Below are 23,568 nucleotides of genomic sequence, written 5' to 3'. Positions count from 1 at the left end.
AAATTTAATATCTAAAGCTAAGAGGATAACGTTACTAGATATTGTTATCCTCTTTTAGTATTTTGTCCAAATTATTCATGTTTAAGCTGCGCTAAATTTCTCTCTACATTAATACGATAAAATACAGTACCTATTAAAGTGAAGAAAACCATGATAATAAAAAGGCCTGTTCCACCTAAGCGGTTCAACAAAAAACCGCCTAGAATAGGCCCTATAAATTTTCCGAAATATAGAAAGGATTGGGCGCCAACTAAGAACGCAATCGCGTCGACCCCTCATCGTCCTCATCGATTACAGGACTTTTTAAAGGTTATTATATTGTTAAGCGAATCTTGTATGCTAGCTTAAATATTGCCATGCTCTGAGGGCCGATCATAATCGTTAGGAAAGACGGAAAATCTTCCGAAAAAGGTCATTTCAATAGGTGCAGCTTTTTCTTTGCTTCATCTAACTCAAAAGTGATTGATGTTCTGCAATGGTCGATATTTCGTAAAATGCTTTTATCCCTTTATTCTTGAACCCCAGTATAGAAATCAAACCGTCTCCATCGTTTTCTTCGCTTCGTCTACTCTTGCCGAACCGGAAAAGCTAATCTACAATAAAAGCTCGGCAGGCTTTTGTACCTGCAAATCGTGACATGGAGGAGGTCTGAACGATATTATGGAAATTTCATTGGATATGATCAAAGACAAAGTCGAATGCCTGCAGGCTTATGACTTCCATGAACTGGAACGGGCGATTGAAGACCGAATCGGAATGAACAAGGCGCTGCTGCTGCGGGTGAAGCAGGTCCAGCATCAAGTGACGTTCGACCCGATTCGAAACAAGATGTTGTATAGTGCAGTTGTTCATTTTTCAGCAGATTGATGGACCAGAACGTTGAACAGTAAAAAACCGAATTGTGCGAAATAAAGCAATCCGGTTTTTTTATTGTTTTTGTAACAGCTCAAATCTCCTTCCTCAGAATAAAGCAAATTCAGAGATCCCTCTCCCCACCTAAAGGAATCTTGACGAAACAAACAGCGGCTGCCTGACGGCAACCGCTGTATCCGACATGCTTATTAAATATCGTAGCTATTCGAAGGACTGTGAGCGATAACGGATTGCACGACTCGTTTAACCACGGATTTCGCGGCATCCTGGGTGGACGTTCCGCCGATCTCGTCCGCGTTAACTTCGATAAATCCTTTGCCCCCGATGATCTCTCGAGCTGTCTCAAGTTCGCCCGCACTGATAGAATCATGGGATACCAGTGCGATTAGGCCGGCGTCGTTCAACACCTTTGCCACCTCCGCCGTGCGGCGGAACGATTCTCCCCCGACGCTCTCAAGCAGCATCGTATGGTGACCGGATGACATTAGTCGCTTCTCCACTTCCTTTGCGAGAGCTGCCGTATCCGAGCCAGTAAACCAGACGGTGAGCGGAGATTGTCCTTTCTGCTGGGCGCGAACCTCTCTCGTGATCCCCGTATCCAGTGTGGCAAATCGGCTGTCTCCCTTCAACGCTTGATCGATGACTCCGCAAGCCGATGTCATGTTGGTGACACGATCGATAAGGATAAAACCTCCGATGCTCTTATTGTGTTCGAAGGAATCGAAGACGATGCGATCCGACAGCGTGAATTCACACTTGGCCAATTCGTTCTTAACAATTTGATCCGCCGGAACGGTATGGCCCGTGTTAATGTCAATCTTATGGGTAATCGCCGTTACAGTGCCCGGAAGAGTCTTCGTTCCGACCTTTACCCAATAATGCTTGCCCGGAGTCAGGACGGAATCGTCCATCCACAGGATCGTAGATGTGAAGCTGTCCGCTTCTTGAACTTGATTGTCCATCGTGAGCACGCAGCCCCGCGAGACATCGACTTCGCGGTCCAGTTGTATCGTAACCGGTTGGCCGGCATAAGCCGAATCCCGATCTTGGTCCGTCACCAAAATCCGTTTAACCTTTGCTTTCTCCCGACTTGGCAGAGTCATGAGTTCGTCTCCGACCGAAATCTTACCAGCCTCGATCTGGCCCTGGAACCCACGGAACGTATGGTCCGGTCTGCTTACACGCTGAACCGGCATCATGAAAGGCTTCGCATCATCGGCAGTATGAATATCTATATTTTCCAAATACGGCAGTAAGGCTAACCCTTCGTACCAAGGGGCATTCGGCGACTTGGTTGTGATATTGTCCCCTTCCGTAGCGGATACGGGAATGACCTGAATGCTCTTGATTTGCAATTCAGCCGTCGTTTGGATGAACTCTTCCTTGATCGCCTCGAACGTCCTCTGGTCGAAGCCGACCAGATCCATCTTGTTCACAGCCAATACGAGGTGCTTGATCCCCATCAGGGCGCAGATCCGGGCATGGCGTTTGGTCTGGGTAATGATGCCTTTGGTAGCGTCCACCAGAATGATGGCTAGATCGGCAAAGGAAGCGCCTACAGCCATGTTGCGCGTATACTCTTCGTGTCCCGGCGTGTCCGCCACGATGAAGGAACGATGAGACGTCGTAAAATAACGATAAGCCACGTCGATCGTAATCCCTTGTTCGCGTTCAGCCAGCAAGCCGTCGAGGAGCAACGAGTAGTCGATCTTGCCGCCTCGGCTTCCCAGTCGGCTATCGAGCTCAAGCGCGCGTTCTTGATCGGCGAACAGCAGCTTGGCGTCATAGAGCATATGTCCGATCAGCGTGGACTTGCCGTCATCCACACTTCCGCAGGTAATGAATTTAAGTAGACTCTTCATGTTAGAAATAGCCCTCCCGTTTGCGTCGTTCCATGCTTCCCGCCGCTTCTTGGTCGATAACCCGACTGGTCCGTTCGGAAGATACCGCACCCAAAGTCTCCTCAATGATCTCGTCCAGCGTAACGGCATCGGACTCGACTCCGCCCGTGAGCGGGTAGCAACCTAACGTGCGGAAGCGAATCTTCTTCATCTCTACCTTCTCTCCAGGCTCAAGCTTCATCCGCTCGTCATCCACCATGATGATATGCCCGTCACGATTAACGATCGGTCTTACGTCCGCGGAGTAAAGCGGAACGATATCGATGTTCTCCCGACGAATGTATTGCCAGATATCCTTCTCGGTCCAGTTGGACAGCGGAAAGACTCGAATGCTCTCTCCCTTGTTGATTCGCGTGTTGAACAGCTTCCACATCTCCGGACGTTGGTTCTTCGGGTCCCACGAGTGGTTCTTGTTCCGGAACGAGAAAATCCGCTCCTTGGCACGCGACTTCTCCTCATCACGTCTTCCCCCGCCGAACGCAACCGTGAATCCGTATTTGTCCAATCCCTGCTTCAGGGCTTGGGTTTTCATAATGTCGGTATATGCGGAACCATGGTCGAAGGGGTTGATTCCTTGTTGAATAGCCTCTTCATTAGAGTGCACGATCATCTCGATACCGAACTCCTTCGCCTTTCGGTCGCGGAACTCGATCATCTCCTTAAACTTCCAGGTTGTATCGATATGCATGAACGGGAACGGCGGCTTCTCGGGGTAGAAAGCCTTGAGGGCCAAGTGCAGCATGACCGAGCTGTCCTTGCCGATGGAGTACAACATGACCGGTTTCTCGCACTCCGCTGCTACTTCTCTGATAATGTATATCGCTTCAGCCTCAAGTTGATCCAGATGTGTTAGTTCTTGCATGGCAAGGCGGCCTCCTTTTAATCCTTACTAAAACCATCGTATTTATAACCTTATCCTATCAGATTCCATCTTTATTGCAAAGTGGAAAAAAGTAAAATTTATGATGTTTATGTATTGGATCAACGATATTCCGCATCGAGTAGCGGCTCCCTCCTAAATAAAATCGCGTAAACGATTGATTTTGAGTCGGTTTCTATATAAACCGCAAAAAACAAACACACGTTAACGGAGAGGCAGAACCAATCTGGAGAAGCAAAGCGTGCGCTAAAAGCTTTCTGAAAGAAAGCTGCATCGGAAGCATAGGCTTATCACCGGATTTTCCCCTTAGAAAAGGAGAATCCAAAAAATCTGGGGATAACAGCCATCGGAAGATGGTACTGCACTCGCAGTGCTCTAATGTGAATGATTAGTGCGGTTTATATAGGCTCTCGGGATTCAGTTCGCCCCATATTGGCATAAAGTCGAGTAGTTGCAAATTATGAAATGGATGAAGCAAAACATCGAAGGTTCCAAAAGTTGCAGTAGATCTGAAATTTGAACTCATCGTACGATCCAAACCTGCAAATTGAAGAAGTAAAAAAAGAAACTTAAAATGATATGACGTATTACAATCATAATCGAGGGCAATGGAATTTGAAAAAGCTGCCGTCTGTAAAGTACAGACGGCAGCTTCAATGAGTTTCCTAATTTTTCGAGATATCCCTTAAAATTACTTACATTTTCCAGATCCGGTAGAGAATCATCGCTGCTTCAGCGCGGGTCAATGGTTCGGCTGGTGCAATTTTGCCATCCTTGCCGTTGACGATTTCGCTTCCTACGAGGGATGTTACACTATCTACAGCGTAAGTGGAAATGCTTGCAGCATCGGAATAAGGAACCAGATTTCCGTTGCCGACAGTTTGCTTACCAGCTGCTTTCAGGGCTTTCGCCGTCAGAACCATCATATCTTGACGGGAAATGCTGCTGCCTGGTTTGAATGTATTATCTGCGAATCCGGATGCGATACCCAATTCTTTGGCAATAGCAACGGCCTGTGCATAGTACGCGTTTGGCTGTACATCGCTGAAGGCTGCATTGTTCGTGTCCGAGCCCTTCAATTCAAGCGCACGAACAAGCAAGGTGATAAAGTCTGCTCTTGTGATGGAAGCCGCAGGAGCGAAGCTATCATCGGAAACGCCTTTAATAATATCGCGCGCAGCCATCGCTTCGACTGCTTGTTTTGCCCAGAGGACATGTTGTACATCGGCAAAAGACTTGGTTACGTTGGCTACGGCATAGGTGCTAAATTCAGTTGTTTTGAACACAACCGAGCCGGATTTAGCATCATAGCGTCCGTTTGGTATCGCTGTTGCCTGTCCTTGATTATCAATGCGTAGAATCACGATTTGATCTGTATTGACAAGCTCCTGCGCAGCCGGTGTGTAAGGAACGTATACCGTTACAGGCGCCGCAGGATTGTTCCAGGCCAGAACACGATCCCCGGCTTTTACGCTTAGATCGATCACCGGACGGCTGCCCACTTTAGCGCGAACATCTGCACTCAAGCGATCTGCCGAGACTTTGTTAATCTGAATAGAGACTTGGTCTGCTTGTTCCGTGATATCAGAAAGCATGTTGGACGGAATGTGAAGTGTTGCATGGTCCGTCTTAAGCACAAACTCAATGTTATTGTTGCTTTGCAGGTTTGTAGTCGGGAATTGCACAACATAGGATTGTGCATTTGCTTGCTTCGGCACTTCGATGGAAACCTGTTTTTTGCCATTTTCACCTGGAGAAGCTTTTTCAATGGCTTTATTCAGGCTCTCGCTCGAAATGGTTGCTGTGGCTGTTTCATTTTCGACTTTAATTACCGGTACAATCACCGAATCGTTCCCTGGCAGCTGTGGTTGAGGCTGGGGCTGCGGAGTAGTCCCTGAGCTCGATCCGCCACTGCCGCCGCCATAGTTACCTCCACCGTTGTTGCCTCCGCCGTTGTTGCCGCCGGAAGAAGGTTTGCCAGTCAGCGTCAATTCACCGAATACGGAAGTATCCTGGTAGCCTTGACCGGATGGATCGTTCCATGCGTTTACGCTGATTCTGTTGCCGTCTTTGGCATCATTAATCTGCGCATCAAAGCCAATTTTGGCATTGTTCGCAGGTTTAACCTTTTTGAATGGAATCTTCATTTCAACGGTGTAGTTGGTACCGGCAACAGCGACTTTGGATTCGAAACCTGCTGCGACTTCCGCAGGATTAAAGGATGCGACGTTCTCAAAATTCACCCTGTATTGTCCATCATCGTCTTGGAAGCTGGACGTTTTTCCGTTATTTTCATCAACGAAAACTTCGACGGAATCCTGCTCCCATGCATTCGGGTTGGTCTTGTTCAGTTGATCGTCTCTGACTTGAACGAGCACATACAGATTGTCGTCATCCCAGAGTACTTTTGCTGTTCCCGTCGCACCGGACCATGCCATTTGCTTCGTATCCAGTTTCAATTCAGGAGCGTTGCTCCATATGCTGTCTACGGAGCCATCGATAGCCGGTGTCCCATAGTGAGCGGTTGATTTCTTGTATTCAAGCTCTTCAGGTGGATTTTCCCTCAGGTACTTCTCCGGATCAACGACCCCGTAGAACGCCTCTTTGGCTTGAAAACTCTTATCGAACAAGGTCGGGTTCTGCTCGGCTCTCCAGCTGGTGCCGTCATTTAACCCCCAGAAGGTGACACGCGGAATATGCTCGCTGTTTTTCTTATAGAGATCCATCAATTGGGCATACAAGTATGCCTGCTGTTTCGCTTCTTTTTCAGTGATTGCAGAGTTGGTGCCTGCCATGATGTCCAATTCGGTCACGCTGACTTCTACGCCCAAGGAAATGAAACGCTCCAGCGACATCTTGACATTGTCCAATCTCGTGCCCAGGTTATAGTGGGCTTGCATGCCGATGCCGTCAATCAGTTTCTCGCCAGGGTGATTGGCGGCGTACTTCTCATTGATCTCTTTAACCATGCTGTAGATGGCTGTAGATTTATTCTGGTTGTCATCGTTGTAATCGTTGTAGTAAAGCTTGATATCCCAGCCGTTTTCGTCAATGACTTCTTTTGCCGCGAGGAATGCCTCCTCAATAAAGTCGGGGCCGATGGCTTGCAGCCAGCCGGAATTACGCAATGCATTTTTCCAGTCTTCCGGATTAGGCGGGTTATCGTTCATGGCTTCGTTGACAACGTCCCAGGAAATGACTTGGTCACCAAAGTGCTCAACGACCGTTTTAACATGCGTCCTTAGGTTAGTAAGAGCTTCATCACGGCTCAATGGTGCACCGCTCGCTGCCGTATGAAGCCATGTAGGTGACTGCGCATGCCATACGAGCACGTGGCCGTGTAGGTCAAGGCCTGTATCTTTTACTTTTTGGACAAGGGCATCTTCTGCGGTGAAATCAAATTCTCTGTCCTTGCCATAGGCATAATCCGGCTTCATATCATTCTCAAACGTAACGACATTGTGATGCTTCTTCAGAAGCTTAAGCCTTGTCTCGTCAAAGGTGGACGGATTAACAATGTTGCCGATCAGGAAATCATCCTTGTAAACATCCTTAAGATTAGGAAGATTTTCTTGAATCGGAGGCGCGACTGCTACAGGTCCTAAATATTTTAGAGTAAAGTCATCTAAGAAAAAGGTACGGCTGCCGCCGTCGTTGTTTGCCGTTTCAATATAAGCGTTGAGTACGCTTGGAGTAGTGGTGAGCGTATACTTGCCTGTTAGGCGTACCCATTCTTGATCTGTAACGGTTGCATTCTGTGAAACGTTTGCAAAGCCGCTGTCCGCATATTGAACACTGATACGAAGTGTTGTAGGTGCTTGGCCAGGCGCCATTTTCACCCATGCAGACAGCTCGTATTCGTGATTCTTTGCCATTTTACCGGCAGCACCAACCAAGGCTGCATCATATTGCGCCGTAGTCGTCACAAGCAAGCTTTGCTTACCGTCAGGTGTATGATTATCGTCTTGGGAAAGGACTACCGTTTCACGGCCGTTCCGTGCTTTGAATCCATCCAGACCATTCTCAAAGTCTGCAGAGATGCCCGTTTTATCCACAATCTCTGGTGCGGTTTGACCAGGGGTCACATCGGTGATGATGACTTCATCAATGTAAATATCGGAGGTTAACGTATTTCCCGATGGTTCAACATAGATGATGATCTCATTCGTTCTAGAAGGGACTTCGTAGCCTTTCGTTTCAAATAGCGTCCAGTCGGAAGCGATTACAAGCTTGTTTCCTATAAGCCAAGGATACTTCTGATCATCGGCTAATATTTCCGAATCCACCTTGGAAGCCAGATGGTACTCGCCTTCACCTGAACCGAGTCTGACCTTGAGGGAAATATCATACTTACGGTCGGATTTCATCTTGCCAGTAAGTACGAGAGCAGGAACGGCCTTCTCATCAGCCCGGTTGAAGAACTTCAGAGATTTCGTACCTTCGGAGGCTACGCCGTCAACGACCGCAGTATCCCCGCTCGATCCCCAGCCCAGCTTGCCCCAGCCTCCGGTATTTCCATCTTCAAAGCTTTGGTTCAGGATCACAGCAGGTTGGACAGGTGTTGCTACTTGGGTGATCGTGATATCCCCGATATAGAAGGGGACCTCCTTCCCTGCTTCATCAGACTTGATTCGCAGAGCTGTATTGACCACACTGGTAACGGAGAGATCTGCAGACAGTAAAACACCTTCTCCTGCTTTAAAATCTGAAGAGCTGATTCCATTGTATGCCTCTGAGCCAGCGACACCCTTGTTGGTTACAATTTCAAGGACGGCTTTCCCGGCTGCAGGTACGTCAGAATCTTCATCAACATAAACGGAAGCGGTTACAGTATACTGTTTGTCAACCGCCAAACCAAGGTCACTGAATGCGAGGTCCACGCCGTCCCAGTTATTGGATCGGTTATTAACTTTTAAAGCAGCTCCATCATCATTACCAGCAAACGGCTTGCCAGTTACAGCGCTCAACTGGGCACCGCCTGATTGAGCTGCCTTGCCTTGACCATTCTGGAACGTTTCCTGGTAAACGATTTGTGAATTAGATTCCACTGGATCAGCCGCACTGATTGTCGGAGCAACCAAGCCGCCTGGAAGAAGCAGAGCCGCTGCAAGCAACCCGGAAACGACCCGCTTAAATGATTTCCTCATTCGAAGCATTCCCCCCACATGAAATTTTTCGAAAACCATGTAAAGCGCTTACATAATTTACTGTAACCAGCCTCCTTTCTCCCCAGATAATACCACTTCATGAAAGAGAAATCTTACTCCAAATTAAAGGTGAATCCTAGATTATTTCAGAACTATACAAAGTCTGATACGGGTACGAGACGATGCTCTTCGATCCGCAGATCAAGCCGCGGAGGATAAGTTCGGGAATTTTTTTGGCGTGCATAGGAAGCAAACTGACAAAAAAGACGCGGGGAAGGAATTTACCCAGCGTCTTTCATTTCTTTTAATGCGTCGGTCTTCTGGCATAGAGCCTTTCGCACATTGCTCTCTTTCTAGTGCTCTGTTTCATTCCATATCAACACCGCTACCGATTCCACATGCACCGTATGCGGGAACATGTTGGAGTTGTTTGAAAGCTGTATTAGTTGGTTAAAACCCTTGATATATAAGGATTTTAACCAACGCGTATTATTCATTTTGTTTAGGTTTGGCTGTTTGTTGACGATGTTTGTCAACAATGCGTTAACAATTTGCTTTACGTTGTTAACAGCTTCATCTATTCTACTAAGTCTAAGTTACTCTTCTATAGTTGCTGCGGCTTCAATTATTTTTTCTAGGTTGATCGTCGCTTTCATATCCTTGGTTGATATTTTTAATCCAAGTTGTTTAAGCAAAACTTCATTGACTGACGGTACTACAGCTAATAATCTTTTGTCTTCTAGTTGATCATTAAGTAAGAAGTGCTCTGGGGCGACTACGCTTCTTACAGCTTGTATTCGATTACTAAATTGTTCACCTATATCACTATTAACCTTCGCTATTTCTGATTCAATAGTAAGCAAGTCTACATACGTATTTTTATTATAATAATAAATCTTTATATCTTCATTTTTTTGACCATTATAGTGGACTTCCATCTCCTTTAAATCTAACAAGTCTTTAGAAGGATCAAGGGGAAGTGGTACACGTGTTTGAGCATTAACATAAAGATTAACAATATGATTGGTAACATTGTTGTCTAGTCTACCGATTCTTTTTATATAAAAACTAACCTTCTGGGAATCTTTATTCATTTTATATGACATACCATTATAATATACATATTGCTCACCATTATTTAATGTGGAATAAGTCTCTTCTTTACTTTTAATTAACTCTTTCATATAGGTTAGATGATGGTTACTCCACGAGAACTTTCTTTCAATATTAGAACCAAAAATCAATGTAGCATCTCCATCTTCATTAGTGCTACATAAATCAAGTAACTCTGTCGGGAAAAACATTTTCTTTCTAACATCCCAGTATATTTCGTCATTACCAATTCTATTTCTATACATTGTATTTCCGTTACCTGGAAGCTTTGATTGAAGAATTAAAGTACCCATTACTTCATTACGATTCGGAAGCTTGTCTCCTTTTTTCAACATCCTGACAACTAAATCACAAATTTGGGAAATTAAAACAGCCTTAGTGGTTTCTCCTTCAAAATATATTTCGAATACATCACCAAACCATATTGGGTCGTATCTGAAGTTTACACTCTGATCAAGCAATTGTATTTTTCTTAAGTCTCTCATGTGTTGATCAGTTTCATAATCCCAAATCTCGCAGGGCCAGCCTTGAATCCTTCCTAAGTTATTATGTATTTCCTCTAACCGCACTATTTTCTCATTGACGAGATTCTTTACCATTGCTAAGGAAAAATCCACAAGATAACTTGTTTCAGACACACCTTCAATTTCAATTTTATCTGTTATAAGTGCTTTCATGGTTTTCGTATTTGTTAATAATAATTTCTTCCTAACTTCTTCTATACCATCTGTAAGTAGACCCGTTAATGAATTTATAGCATCTAACATTAACTTGCCTGACTCAAATTCCAACAACGTCTGGTATATTTCTTGGTTAAATTTATTGTCTTCTGTAGTATTTTTTTTATTTATATAACTTAATAGTGCCGTAAACCTTGATGAATTGTCGCTTCTTAACTTTCTGAATAGCTTTTGTCGTACTTCCACATCATCCATACTATAGCTTGTGTCATTAGTAACATCAAATGTTTCCTTTGCACTAACAAAAACCACGTAGTTAATTTTTTTGTCGTTTAGATTTAGTTCTTCAAGTGCCTTTACTGCTGTGTAATTGTGGGCATATTCATAATCCATAAAAATGAGGTCATACTCAGATATTGAATGCTTACCGGAAGATCTTGGATCTATTCTTCCTTCTACCTCTAAATCTTTAAATAAACTTGAAATTTTATCCAATATATGATATGCATTGCCTTTAAACATTTCAGGACTATGTTGTGTTACTAACTCAAGAATTATATTTCTTTTTTCTTCATCGTTGTATAAGAGCCCATAGTCCCCGTATTCTAGAAGCTCTTGAAATTCCAATTCGTCCAAAATTCCCACGAACAATTTTTTAAACTCTTCGGAGCTCCTGTATTGTTCTAATATTTGTATTGCAGGCTCTATTCTCTCTTCATAATTAATAAAAAGTTCATCATCAATAACTAAAACTTTCGAAATATTAAGTAATGGGACAAGTTCACCAAACCTATTCATCATATTCCCTCCACTATTGTTTTTGATATATCAATTTTAAAAGAATAATATCGATTAAGCTCGTTTGTTTCTTTTAAAAGTTCTAACTCAATATTATGGAAGGCAGCTATCTCTCTTGAAATGAAAAGACCGAGTCCTCTTCCATTTTCTTTTCTACTAAAAAAAGGCTCAAAAATTGCTTCAGCGTCAGTTTTTGAAATACCGGGTCCATTATCTGAATAAAGGATACTTCCGTCTTCTTCTACATGTATAGTAATCTTTCCAATATTTGAACCATCTGAAGGTTTAAGAGAGTTTATCCAATATATTGAATTCAGAATAAGATTATCAAAAAGTTGTATTAACATTCCTTTATTTGCTTTTATTTTTAATTGATTAGTCTCCGACCAAATGGATATTTTCGTACTTATTTCAGAGTTATTCGCTACTGGCTGCATCGCAGCTACAATATTATTTAGTTCTTTAACTAGATCTATTGATGATTTTGCACGTCTAAGAGTAACGGCCTGTTCATCTATTTGTGAAACCATTGTTCTCAATGATTTAAGATGCATTTCGAGTAATTCAAAATCGTTTTTATTAGATTGATTGCGATTTCTTAAATCATATAGTATTGACATTATCTTATGCAAAAAATTATGGATTTCATGAGCAACCTGCATGGATGTCATACCAATAGCGGCAGTCTCAACTAATGCTTGTTCTCTTCTTTTCAGTTCTTTGATTCCCTTTTCTATTTTTTTAGTATCATTTAATATTAATTTAACCTCATTATCAGATATTTTCCCCGATTTTTGAAACTTGGTAACCAGACTTTCAATATTAATGGCCGAAGCTCGAGCTGTTTGTGTAATAGTTTTTGACGTTTCTTTAGGTTCATTCCTTATAAGGATTTCTAAAAGGGTTGAAAAAACATTTAAAACTATATTTCGAAAATTATCAAACGATTTGTTTCTAACTAACCCTTCTCTGTTGGTTTGATCAACTAAATAAGGCGACTTATTAGAGTTTATTGTAATGTATCCAGCTGTTTGTTCTCCAATAATACTGGTCTTTCCTTTACGAAAACGCTGTTTATTTAACTCTAACCAATCATCACTTGACTCTCCATAAGGAAATATTCTGAATCCATCCCTAAAAATCATAGGTCCGCCGGTATACCTGTTTAATACTTCCCTTATCCTTGTAATACTTTCGAACCCCATTATTTCTTTCAATCTACTTCTATTGAATACAAAAAAATGGAATGAGAACTCCCCCACATATCCCTCTTCATCTTTATTTAAAATACTAATCTTTGAATCTAATAATATTGAATCTGTACCTGACTCCACTATTTGACCATTTCGCCTTATTACATACCCAATGTTAATTTTCCCATCAGCATAGAAACCTTCAATTTCATGATGTGCTTGTTTAAATAATTCTAGGTCTTTGTCGCCAACTCTTGTTTTAGTCGTTTTCCCTAATTTGTTTTTAACGACTACTCTAATATCAAATGTTCTCGGCAAACTTAAAAAAGGATTCATATATTTTCCGGCAGTAGACATAATAAAATCGTTGATACTCACTTCATCCCATTTGTCATCAACAAAGTCTTTTAAATCCCTTATAGTGATTCGTGTAAATGATTTACCATGTTCCATTTTCGGTTCAGGATATAGCTTATTATCGATTTCATCTAGGTACTTTCGACTTCTGTATCCATATTCATTCCAATCAATCTCTAATTTCCATATTTCATTTGATCTTTCCATTGAAGTTTCTAAGAGAAGTTGATTACCCAGCTTCATGGTAGAAAACCGCCCCAGCCCTTTTTCACCTAAAGGGATATCATCATTACTGTGCTCTTCTTTCCCTTCAAGACGATTAGCCGTTCCTACTACTAGCCAATTTTCCCTTAGTTTGATACCATCCATTCCGTGACCTTCGTCGTAAATTATCATCTCTTTTTTTTGTTGGTCAATCGTAATTTCAACAAACTTAGATTTAGCATCATAGGAATTTTTAATTAATTCTAAAAGGGCAACCTTAGCGCTACTGATTAATCTTTCCCCTAGATGGGATATAATCCTAGCCATTGGTCTAAACTGAGCCATTTCAATCCTCCTTATATTCATAATCATTGGATTGTCAACATTAAATCAGACAACTTTTTTAAGGGCTGCTTGACGATACTGAACAGGCGTCAAATACCCCAGTGATCCATGAACTCGGTGCCTGTCAAACCAGTTGATGTAGTCGTATAATTCCAATTCCAAATGACGGAGGTTTCGGAATTCCGTCTGGTAAATAAACTTCGTTTTCATGATCTTGTAGGTGGCTTCGGCCACGGCGTTATCGTAGGGACATCCTTTCTTGCTGAGTGATCGGCCAATACCAAACGTGTCTAAAAGCTGGTCCATCGTATGGTTCTTAAACTCACTCCCACGATCGGTATGAAACCACTGGATTTGGCTCAAGTCGCCTTCTACCGTTATGTGGAACTGCACTATGGCCAATGATCTCGCGATTGAACAAGTCAATGAGGACGCAAACGTAATGCCATCGATACTCGACCTTCACATATGTGAGATCGCTTACCACGAAGCGCTTTGCTTCCGTCTGATTAAACTCACGACCCAGTTCATTCGCCGTTGTTGCCTCATTACAGGCCGTTTTGTGAGGCTTAAACTGGGCAACGGTGTACGCGGAGACGAGGCCTTGATCTTGCATGATTCGACCAATACGACGTCTAGAGACGATGAGTCCTCGTTCCTGAAGCTTGGCTTTTATCTTTCGTGTACCGTGGACTTTTCGATTGTTGTGGAATATGTCCACAATAGCTTCCGTGAGCTCATCTTCATTGGGCTTTTCCTCGCTTCATGATAGAAGGTGCTTTTGGCCATTTCGAGGACGTTACACATTGCTGATACCGAGTATTTATCACGGTTATTCTGGATGATAGCTACTTTTGTCCCATGATCAGCGCGGCTTGCTTTAAATGTCGTTCTCCATCCGTAGACGCTCAGGCTCTTTACGCATAGCCATTAATTCGTTTTCTTCAGGTGAACGATTGTCCTTCTCTTTGAAAGAGCCCGTGTCCTGCGATTGCTTGATCCAACGGTCTAGAGCCGAAGCAGTGAGGTCGTATTCCTCCACAATGGGCCCTGGGCTTGCCGTTTTCATAGAGCTCTACCATTTGTTTTTTAAACTCCGTTGTGAATGTGCGTCGTTGTTGTTTAGGCATTGTAGAGATCCGCTCCTTAATATGATAGTTCTATTCTACAAGCCCTTATTTTTTCTGTCCAACTAAGTGTAGCCGATCCAACCATGTAAATGCTTGGGGTGGGGAACCGCTCACGAATCCTTTTCAGAGGAACTGTCGCACTTGGCTTGACAATCCGTCATACACAATTATTATATGAGGTCGGTTAAATTAGCAAGTTGGATACTAGATAAAAAAGGAACTTGCCCATAAATCAATCCTGCTTCCCCTTGAAGCCTTGCAGCCAAATGCCCCTTCCCGAGCAGCTTCTCCGCACCCTTTTCCCCAAGAGAAATCTCAGAGGTCCCTACACTCTCAACCCGAAGTATTAACCGATTCCCCAAGTTATCCCTTAATTGAACCGGTAAAACGTTCGCGTCAGGTCTCTGAGCTGCAAAAATCAAATGAATTCCCGCCGCGCGTGCTTTTACCCCAAGACGCTGAACGATGGAGGAAACTGCGCTCTTATATTCATCGACGAGCATCCATTCAGCGAATTCGTCGTGTATTAAGAATATCAGCGGAAGCTTTTCGCTGTCGGATACCTTGGTATTATAGTCTTTCAGGTTGTTTACTTTGATCCCCTTAAACTTTTGGTACCTATCATTCATTTCAACGACGAGGTCTTCTAGTATCTGTGTTGCTTTATTCTGGTCATCGATAATGCCTTCGACAAGGTGTGGTAATTCCTCAAGATGCATATAGTCGACACCATACTTGGGATCAATTAAATAAATGTGCGCAAGATCCTTGCTATTGGTTACACAAATATCAAGGATTAGATTTTGCAATAATACAGATTTACCACTACCTGTTGCACCCGCGATGAGTGTATGAGGAGCATGCTGAGCTCCGCCTTTGAACTCGCCGCCCAAATTTAGGTAAAGCAATTCCCCATCGATTTCTTTGACACCTATAACAAAGCTCATGTTTAATCCGGATGCATTGGTTTGAACCTTCCTTTCCCTCCATACATCTGCTAACGATATGCTTTGCCTTTGCGGGCGGGCCAAGGAAACAACAATCTCTCCAGGTTGGGCCATGACGCTTATGACGTCAAGTGCATGTGTCGTAAGGAGGGTTGATCTCTTCTTCTCGATATCATCTACCTTCAACTGGTCCGATCCCTTTAGCCTTATAACAACAGCATTAGGAGTCAATCGATGGCCAATTACTTTAGCTTGCAAGTTATAGCTGATCAAAGCCATCCTAAGTTTATTTACTGTTTCACTAACCCACGATTGGTCTTCACTGGTTTCTTCCTCGCTTTGAGCATTCTGTAATATCCACGTTGCTAACTGAGCACTCGCCCAAGGAACTTCACTGCTCATTTCTCCGATGGGTCCCATTCCCTCTGGGTTCACCGCTTCCGTTCTTTCCCCCTCGTTTACGAGATCGTTTTCCTCTGTATTTCCTTGAGCTTCATTTGCCTCAAAGTTGAACTCAATTTGATCGTCATCGGAATTATTAGGGGCATTACTTTGCCCCGCGGCAAGTCCATTATTACTCGCAGCAACAAAGTTGATGCTTGGGGCGGGTAATTTCGCATTGCTTAACTCCCAAGGCTTACTTTCGTCAAGCTTCTCCCTGACTTCGATGATGAAGTTCCCGTGATGATAGGCTAAGACTAACTCTCTCACAAGATCCCTAGTAAACACTTCTTGATAGGAGTTCTTAGCATTCGTAATGGAATTTCTTTCACTATCTACAGCTATGTCAGGTAACGTAGACATAAATACATGGGAGTAACCCTTGATCTCAATGGGAATTTCCCCTGCCCTAATACCCTCACGTAACTCTTCAACAGTAAAGGGGGAATTCGGAGCTAATTCAATACCGTCATTTAACAGATCACTTAATCTAGAAAGCCATAAGTCACGGTCAAGTCGTCCTGGATCTCCAAAAAGTGCGTTATCCATTCTTGAGACGGTATCGCGCAACTGTTTTGAAGAATTTTTCCTTGCCTCAGATACACCTTTGGCATCAACATACTTTGCCTCAGAAACAAATACTTGAAGATGCGGCTTATTTCCGACCATTTTGGGTGCAAGCGCTAAAATATCTGCGATCTGCTCTTCTTTTTGTCCAAGCCAATTTGCATAATCATCAAGGAAGAACCAACCTACTGCCTGTTCTGTTCCCATCTCAGACTGAAGGATCATCTTACTTAGTACGACACCAATTAATTCACCCGCAAACACGCCTCGTTTTGCAGCACGAAGAACAATGTCGCCTGATATTGCGTTGGCATCATCAATAAACCGCTCCGTGAGCTGCACCAATTCCGCTTCAGTTAATCCCAGGCCTAAAGCATTCAATCTTCTTTTTACGAGTACATTCAAAAGGTTTAATTGAGATTTTGACGAAACAACAACGTTTGAACCGTGGGATTTATTGTGCTGGTATTTTATTACCTTCACCCCAAGATTCCTAAGTTGTCTTCGTTCTAATAATTGATCATAATTGACTACCCACTCGCCGAGCTTGTGAGCTTCATCGAAGATGGCCTTCACCTTATCATTCTGGAAAGAGATTTGCCTTGCCGGCAAAAAAAATGTTCCTGGGTTAACGTCTTTTCCCTTTACAACGGAATAAACCGACGATAAATAAGACCATCCAACAGAAGGTTGACTTGGGCATGTCAAGTACACCGTGGATTTAAGTTCATCCTTCGCCGCAGACCTTCTTTTTGCCCACCGTGGAGGATAGTGATTAAGTAATTCTGGCATCTGCCTCACCTGAACTTCATCCCATTCAAGGTTAGCTTGCCGCGAGATAACATCTTGCAAGAATACAATATCAGCTAGCTTTCCCTCTTTGGGGTCTATTGCAGTAGCCTCATGTGCCATGACTCCTACACGAAGGCGTGCCATAAAATCACGGGTAACCTCGCTCGCAACAAAGGAATCGGCATCACTATCCGTACTCTCTATCATTTTCATATATAATTCATTTAATTTATTTGTATCCCGATGCCTCAAAATCACCTGACAGCGAACTTCATCTTCAACTTCGTGCATTGCGGCTAGCGAATTTACGATTGTCTCCGGAAGTCTTGTGGAATCACAGTTGTACAAGACTAAGCTTAGATTCGTCTTTTCGTGCGGTTGAAGATCCAAGTAACGTTCAACTAGGCTAAGAAGCTTATTGCTTGCTTCTTTTGGATCTTCATTCGTCTGCATTTCTTCTTCAGTACGTACTGGGCTTTCCATTAAGGTGTAATCATTCTTAGCATCTGTAATCGAAAGAAGCACCGGTTCATGGCCCTTATACCCTATTGCAACTTCAGGATAATACGGACTTACTATTTCTTCTTTGAGATCCGTAAAGAACAAGCGTTGATCACCAAAGTCAACTTGGTCCGACGTTAAAACATAGTTTAGTAAACCTATGACTTGCCGAGCCTTAACTGCCTTTGCTGCCATTCGCATCGGGTGCCATGGAGCCACAATAGTCATCGGCTTATTTTTATCTCCATCCACCCTAATGTTCCCAATATCCAAAACAGGCTGCACGATATGGATTCGATTCATATCACCCAAAGCATGCTCTTGTAGGGCACGTAAGAACTTATTGTACAGTTCACTTTGCTCAATCATTGAATCAGAACTAATACCATCGACTAGCCAATCATTTATAGACTGCTTGTATATAGTTGAAAAGTTAGCCCACGTTTCTTTTAGAGCATCATAATCGCTCTGAGAAAGTCTGGCCTCTTCAAGCAACTTCTTTAGGTTATTTAAGATAAGTTTTTGCAAGTCAGTTGTTTTTGCATATACCCCAACTAGGGAACCCCTATCTTGTCCGAATACCGCTTGTATTGTACCGACATCGCTCAAAGATAACCCCTGTAACTTACCTTTTTTGCTAACAGGATTTTGTGATACACTAGAATAAGAGAAAGGGTGCTCAGCAAGTCTCCTTAAATCATCGTGAAGCTCAAGCCCAATCTCTTGAGGGTTACCTTGCCACACCAGTTTCACTTCATTTTTTTGCTTTGATCCCTGCAAGTCAAGGTAACTAAGCTCTATGTAGAATACGATCTGAATAGCCGCTTTTGCCGTTGAGGTGTTCTTTTTGTAGCCTTTCTTCTGTTTAGCCTCTGATACTAACTCATCGTATTTAAACAAATGATAAGTTTCCCATTTCACTTGCCAGTTGGTTAACTTCTCAAGCCCCCTGTAAGCAGTGCAAAACGCCATACCTATATCTTCATTTAGTTCCAACCAAGCTTTTTTACTCGTTGTCTTCTGTGTCCGGATTCTTAGAGCCTTCTCCCCTATAAAACTATCGCATTGAGCAAAGAGGCGCTCAGTTGCCTCTAATAAACCGACTAAAAAATCAGTACATTCAATAGCCTTTCCATAAACGAAACGATCCCATTCTGCTTTTAGTGCCTTGTCTGTCTCCAAGTTATGACGGTGCTTATCGTAAAATTCCTTGTCTTCCTCAGTAGCCTCCTTCGCTTTTTTCTTTTTAAATAGTTCGTTTAAATTATTTAGATAAAGAATCTCCGCATCCGTTAAAGTATCTGGAAACTCATCATCATATAATTGCCGAGTTTTTTCTGCCAAATTTACTTTCATCGGCTTCAATTCGAAAAATAGAAGGTTGACTTTATCCGTCTCCCATTCTAACTCCGAAAGGTTCTCCGCAGCGGTGGACCAACTCACATTGGATTCAATGAACAGCTCCATAATGGGCTGAACAGACGGATCAATTTGGCTTTTTACCTTTTCGTAAGAAGCCTGAATCTCACTGTTCTCGATGATTTGACGATTCGGATGTTGCTTATATAGATAACAAGCTCTTTTGTTATATGCATCTGTAAAGAGTTTCTTCCACCTACCAGCATGACCCAAAGCATTTTCTGGGATTGCATCAAAATAATAAGAATCACGTGGAATGCGAAGTGCAGGTAGCGCCCAACCAAGCGCCCTAACAACAGGAATGCCATTCTCCGCAATTGTTTCACGTACTTTTACAGTAAATTCACTAAATTCCTCAAGACTGCACTCATTTGCCTCTTGCAAACCTTTCAACGCTTTTTGCCAATGCTTTTTTTGCTCATCGCTTAGAGGGAGGTCGTTACTTGCCACTTGAACCCATATATCTGGGTTATTTTTGAGATCCCTCGCCCCAACCCTTGTTATATCTCTTAGCGATTGCCCTTGATCATCGTTCGTATTCGCTAATAAAATTGCAGGCTTATCACAAGACGCATTTCTCCAATACGTTGTCTTCTCGTCAGTAACCATTTCAAAAGGCAAACCGCCGCCTTCAACTAATTTCCTGGGGACTTTTATGGACATAGTCGAGACTAGCTGCATATCTTGGCTTATCATTTTACATATATTGGTGACCTGATCTCCAGTAAGGCGATCCAATAAGAAACGAGCGATCCCCTCTTCGGATTGGCTATTTTGTAATTGTCGACGAAGATATTCAGTCGCTACCTTTCCAATTAACTCTAGTTGATTCATGATAAGACCTCCTCCTGAAACCCAAAGGGATTTTCCACATATGCGCATGCATCAGATAATCTTCGTAGCAACCCCATACTTGCCAATCGTTGCTCAAGTCGTCTTGCATTGTCTGAGAACGCTTCTAAATCTGCTCTCCCAGCCTCCGTCAATGCAAGAGCCTGTTTATCGCCAATGATAAAACCATATTTCTCATATAATTTATCTAAAAAGTCTTGAAACTCCATTCTTTTCGGAACAATGCACAGTACCAAAGACTTCAAAAGCATATCTTGGGGAGCATAACGAAGTCTTCGTGCGCCTCTTCTTGACGAGAGTCCTATCTCTTTTCCCCAGACACCGTGAAACTTATCCACGTGTTGTTTGTGTCTATTAATTGCTGCAGAAACAAACATATTAATTAAATCATCGGGTGAATTTGCTGATTCTACCTCACTCTCTTTGTTATTCTTCGGCCAAGCATATTCATTTTGCAGCAAAGCGATCGCCTCATGTATATCTGTAACTTGATTCCAAGAGTCCGTTTCGACAACCTTTCTGATATATGTCTCTACTGCTCTCCGAGACATATTGTTGTGTTCGAAGAAAGAGTCTGAAGATAATTCTCTGATAATTGTTTTTTTAGGAGAAACAATCTCTAATATAAAGGTGAGTTTGTTTGTATCACCTAAGACGGCCTTCGCCCGATTTAAACTGTACATTATCATGTGAAGTCCCGTTATGTTTACAAGATGCGGAATAACATCGTAATTTGGAATATTGCTTTCTAACAAACGTAACCAATCATCCGCGAGCAACTCATAGTCAGCCAATTCTCGATAAGGCAAATAAACACCTGTTCGAATAGGAGATGAACTTACCGCATCTTTCGGTTCTAGTGCTGCAACTAAACGATTAAACTTATTTGATGGATTTAAGACGCTTTTCTGTAGGTTTGAAAGTATTTGAACCCCTTTGCCGCTTCTCGTCAACATTAAATACAATAATTCGCCAGTTCTACCAAAAAATCTTCGATCATTCGTGAAGCCTTTATCTTTTACATTAAGGTCTTCATACAAACAGTCCGGCCCGTATGGAAAAATGAATTGTGAACTCCACCGTTTGTTGTTCTCGCCCTCAATTGTTGTTTCTCGAAGAAACTGAATCACCGAAGCGAAATCCCCAAAGTTCGAGAACCTTTTCTCTAGGTATTTAAAGTCAGCGTTAACGATACCAGCTTGTCCCTTTCCCATAACCTCGTACCACTGTAACCAGGCTTCTTTATCATCATATCTATACTTACTTGATATTAGAGTTAATTGAGGGTTATTAAACAAGATGTTCCGTAAGTAGAGTCTTGACTTGGGTGAATACGCCAATTTGTTTGGTTCGGATTCAACAAATGCTTGGCCAGACTCAAGTTCAGATTGAAGGACATTTAAAAATTCCATAAAACAAAGCCATGGGGTTTGCTCATCATATAATCTGTGGCCCCAGATCGCCTCATCTACCCACATATCTGCGTCAACTTTTGTCGAGCGCGGAAGTCTTTCATTATTCATCGTAGTTAACCTCCACGATTCTGTCGTCAATCAAGCCGTCTTGATTTAATCGAATGATTCTAAAGGATAAATCACTTTCATCATCCGATTCTTCTTCATCTATTCTACGGCGCTCCTCTAATCTTTTAAGAAGCTTGCTTTTAAAACCCAGGATATCTTCATAACATTCCCTGGAAAAACTCCCCGGCAATGCACCCTCGGCAACCCGAGAAAGAAACTCATAGCGAACCAACTGGAGCGGTAGTTCAACTGTAGCAACAGAAGATGATAACTTCACTTCTATCACGAGCTTGCCATTTACATTCATTCGGATCTGCATGCTTTCCCCGCGTTTTTTCGGTACCGAAATACTTTCTTCAAAAATTCTACTTACCTTTGCTTGAGAGTGACTTCCAGACGTAGCCAAAATCAACTCATCATTGTTCTTTGCTAACAGACCTGTAAAAATTCGATTTAACCCCTGGGAAATCCTTGAAGTTATTTGAGTAGCTACTTTGCCGTCTTTAGCCACTCTGTAAACATCAGACAAAAATTCCCCAGCGTATTGGAAGGTTGTAAGATGCCAAAGTTTAAGGTCATTCTCTTTTTCTCTAGGGATTACAAAAAACAACCTTTGCCTTTGGGATCGGAGTGATTCTAAAAAGTTTTCACCGCTATCTAATACGCCTTCTAGGTATTCTTTTTGATTAGCACGGAAAGTCTGGTCGGCACCGTAGTATGTATCGTTTAGCACAAGATCTTCGTAGTACGGTAGAAGTTCAGGGTCGTCCTCACCAAAGATTAAGATATTATCGATCGTATTACTTGTCTCGTAACCAATACCAAACTTTCCGAGTGCAGTAAATACATCAGTAGATTCGCGACGTCTTTCTGTGAGATTCTCACCCAAAATATTTCGGTAAACACTCGCAAGCGATGTTTTATTTTCCTCAACTATTTTGGCAGCATCAGAACACGACATAAGTCGATCCTTGGCCTCCGGATGACCAAGAAGCATGTTTGACACTAAGAGGAGTAGTTGTCTTATAGGAAGGTGCACACCGTTTAACTCGCATAAATCCAAAAGATCGGTGACTCGCGACCGAATCAGCTGTTCGTCTTTATTCCCTTCGAGACGATTACGGTTCTCCCATATAGGACACGTCTTGCCCGTTTGAGCATTTTCTCTCAAAGAGCACTGGTTACAATCATTCCATCCGGGATGTTGCAGTACAACATCCACAATTTGAGGAAAAAGTCTCGCCGCGCTTATTTGGCTTAAATTGTATAGTCTTAGGTTGAACCCTCTTTTTTCTTTAATTTCAGCAACCAACAAATCTTCCACACACTGTTTTACTAGTACAGTTAGTGGGTCGGTGCCAAGATGTTTCCAGGCTTCAATAAGCTGCCCATCGTTTGCAGCAATTAAAAAAACATTACCATCATTTGGATTAAGGACCGAGTTAACAAACTGATTTAAGATACCTCTTTCCTCATCCTTCAGCTCACTTAAATCCTTAATAACATAAAGTTTCTTAGAATTTGGCAGATCTAACTCCTTTACCTTATCGTCATTCTGCCACACCTGTAGCGAGCCGTTTAACGCTAACCAAACTTCTCTACAGTTATATGTCTTCCCATCCCCAGCCGTTCCGGTGAGTATTACAGACTTAGGGTTAGGCGAATTATAATTCTCAATAAGCTCACTCAAGTAAACCGCATCAACTATAATTGGCTTGATATTTTTCCGTTTTATGATTCTGTGAATCGCTTCATCATACATGTTATCATTACGCGGAATTGGGCCATACTGTCGGAGAAACCCAATCCATTCCGATTGAACTATAGTCATTATATACTACCGCCTTAATTAGAAAATGGTCCTTCTGCTTCATTCGACACCTTCCAAGTAAGTTCCTGTTTTAT

Annotated in this window: 9 protein-coding genes and 1 pseudogene; 1 reads left to right on the top strand and 9 read right to left on the bottom strand. The window is 42.6% G+C overall.

All coding sequences use genetic code 11. The annotated features are described in order from the left end of the window. Positions 1 to 660: 660 nt before the first annotated feature. Positions 661 to 867, top strand: coding sequence for a DUF2536 family protein (locus SNR34_RS04225; protein ID WP_343262192.1), 207 nt, complete (start codon positions 661 to 663; stop codon positions 865 to 867). Positions 868 to 1,061: 194 nt separating this feature from the next. Here the strand turns inward: SNR34_RS04225 and SNR34_RS04220 are convergent, their stop codons facing one another. From SNR34_RS04220 to SNR34_RS04180, 9 genes and pseudogenes are all read right to left on the bottom strand, one after another. Then, entirely contained in the window at positions 1,062 to 2,735 is a 1,674-nt protein-coding gene (locus tag SNR34_RS04220) for a GTP-binding protein (RefSeq protein ID WP_486181212.1), read from the bottom strand. 1 nt (position 2,736) lies between these two features. Beyond that, positions 2,737 to 3,636: a sulfate adenylyltransferase subunit CysD gene (gene cysD, locus SNR34_RS04215; RefSeq protein ID WP_236420643.1), complete on the bottom strand. Its 900-nt coding sequence runs from the start codon at positions 3,634 to 3,636 to the stop codon at positions 2,737 to 2,739. Positions 3,637 to 4,349: 713 nt separating this feature from the next. After that, positions 4,350 to 8,801, bottom strand: a complete 4,452-nt coding sequence (locus tag SNR34_RS04210; RefSeq protein ID WP_486181211.1) for an endo-1,4-beta-xylanase — start codon at positions 8,799 to 8,801, stop codon at positions 4,350 to 4,352. A 596-nt stretch (positions 8,802 to 9,397) separates the two neighbouring features. After that, positions 9,398 to 11,392, bottom strand: a complete 1,995-nt coding sequence (locus SNR34_RS04205) for a hypothetical protein (protein ID WP_486181210.1) — start codon at positions 11,390 to 11,392, stop codon at positions 9,398 to 9,400. Next, positions 11,392 to 13,491 carry a sensor histidine kinase gene (locus SNR34_RS04200; protein WP_486181209.1) on the bottom strand — a complete coding sequence of 700 codons (2,100 nt, stop codon included), beginning with the start codon at positions 13,489 to 13,491 and terminating at the stop codon, positions 11,392 to 11,394. The genes SNR34_RS04205 and SNR34_RS04200 overlap by 1 nt, the downstream gene beginning before the upstream one ends. A gap of 45 nt (positions 13,492 to 13,536) precedes the next feature. Then, positions 13,537 to 14,621 (bottom strand): annotated as a pseudogene (locus SNR34_RS04195) (IS3 family transposase). Between the two features lie 170 nt (positions 14,622 to 14,791). After that, positions 14,792 to 20,122: an FtsK/SpoIIIE domain-containing protein gene (locus tag SNR34_RS04190; protein ID WP_486181208.1), complete on the bottom strand. Its 5,331-nt coding sequence runs from the start codon at positions 20,120 to 20,122 to the stop codon at positions 14,792 to 14,794. Next, on the bottom strand, positions 20,119 to 21,663 hold the full coding sequence (locus SNR34_RS04185) for a methylation-associated defense system protein MAD7 family protein (protein ID WP_486181207.1): 1,545 nt from the start codon (positions 21,661 to 21,663) through the stop codon (positions 20,119 to 20,121). The genes SNR34_RS04190 and SNR34_RS04185 overlap by 4 nt, the downstream gene beginning before the upstream one ends. Beyond that, positions 21,656 to 23,494, bottom strand: coding sequence for a hypothetical protein (locus tag SNR34_RS04180; protein ID WP_486181206.1), 1,839 nt, complete (start codon positions 23,492 to 23,494; stop codon positions 21,656 to 21,658). The genes SNR34_RS04185 and SNR34_RS04180 overlap by 8 nt, the downstream gene beginning before the upstream one ends. Positions 23,495 to 23,568: the final 74 nt, after the last annotated feature.

Source organism: Paenibacillus sp. XP01 (genome assembly GCF_057364885.1).
Note: the sequence above shows the minus strand (reverse complement) of the source record. Positions and strands in the feature narration are given on the sequence as shown.

Bases quoted from the DNA above. Each gene is read 5' to 3' on its own strand.
- SNR34_RS04225 (WP_343262192.1), top strand. From the start codon at position 661: ATGGAAATTTCATTGGATATGATCAAAGACAAAGTCGAATGCCTGCAG.
- SNR34_RS04220 (WP_486181212.1), bottom strand. From the start codon at position 2,735: ATGAAGAGTCTACTTAAATTCATTACCTGCGGAAGTGTGGATGACGGC.
- cysD (WP_236420643.1), bottom strand. From the start codon at position 3,636: ATGCAAGAACTAACACATCTGGATCAACTTGAGGCTGAAGCGATATAC.
- SNR34_RS04210 (WP_486181211.1), bottom strand. From the start codon at position 8,801: ATGAGGAAATCATTTAAGCGGGTCGTTTCCGGGTTGCTTGCAGCGGCT.
- SNR34_RS04205 (WP_486181210.1), bottom strand. From the start codon at position 11,392: ATGAATAGGTTTGGTGAACTTGTCCCATTACTTAATATTTCGAAAGTT.
- SNR34_RS04200 (WP_486181209.1), bottom strand. From the start codon at position 13,491: ATGGCTCAGTTTAGACCAATGGCTAGGATTATATCCCATCTAGGGGAA.
- SNR34_RS04190 (WP_486181208.1), bottom strand. From the start codon at position 20,122: ATGAATCAACTAGAGTTAATTGGAAAGGTAGCGACTGAATATCTTCGT.
- SNR34_RS04185 (WP_486181207.1), bottom strand. From the start codon at position 21,663: ATGAATAATGAAAGACTTCCGCGCTCGACAAAAGTTGACGCAGATATG.
- SNR34_RS04180 (WP_486181206.1), bottom strand. From the start codon at position 23,494: ATGACTATAGTTCAATCGGAATGGATTGGGTTTCTCCGACAGTATGGC.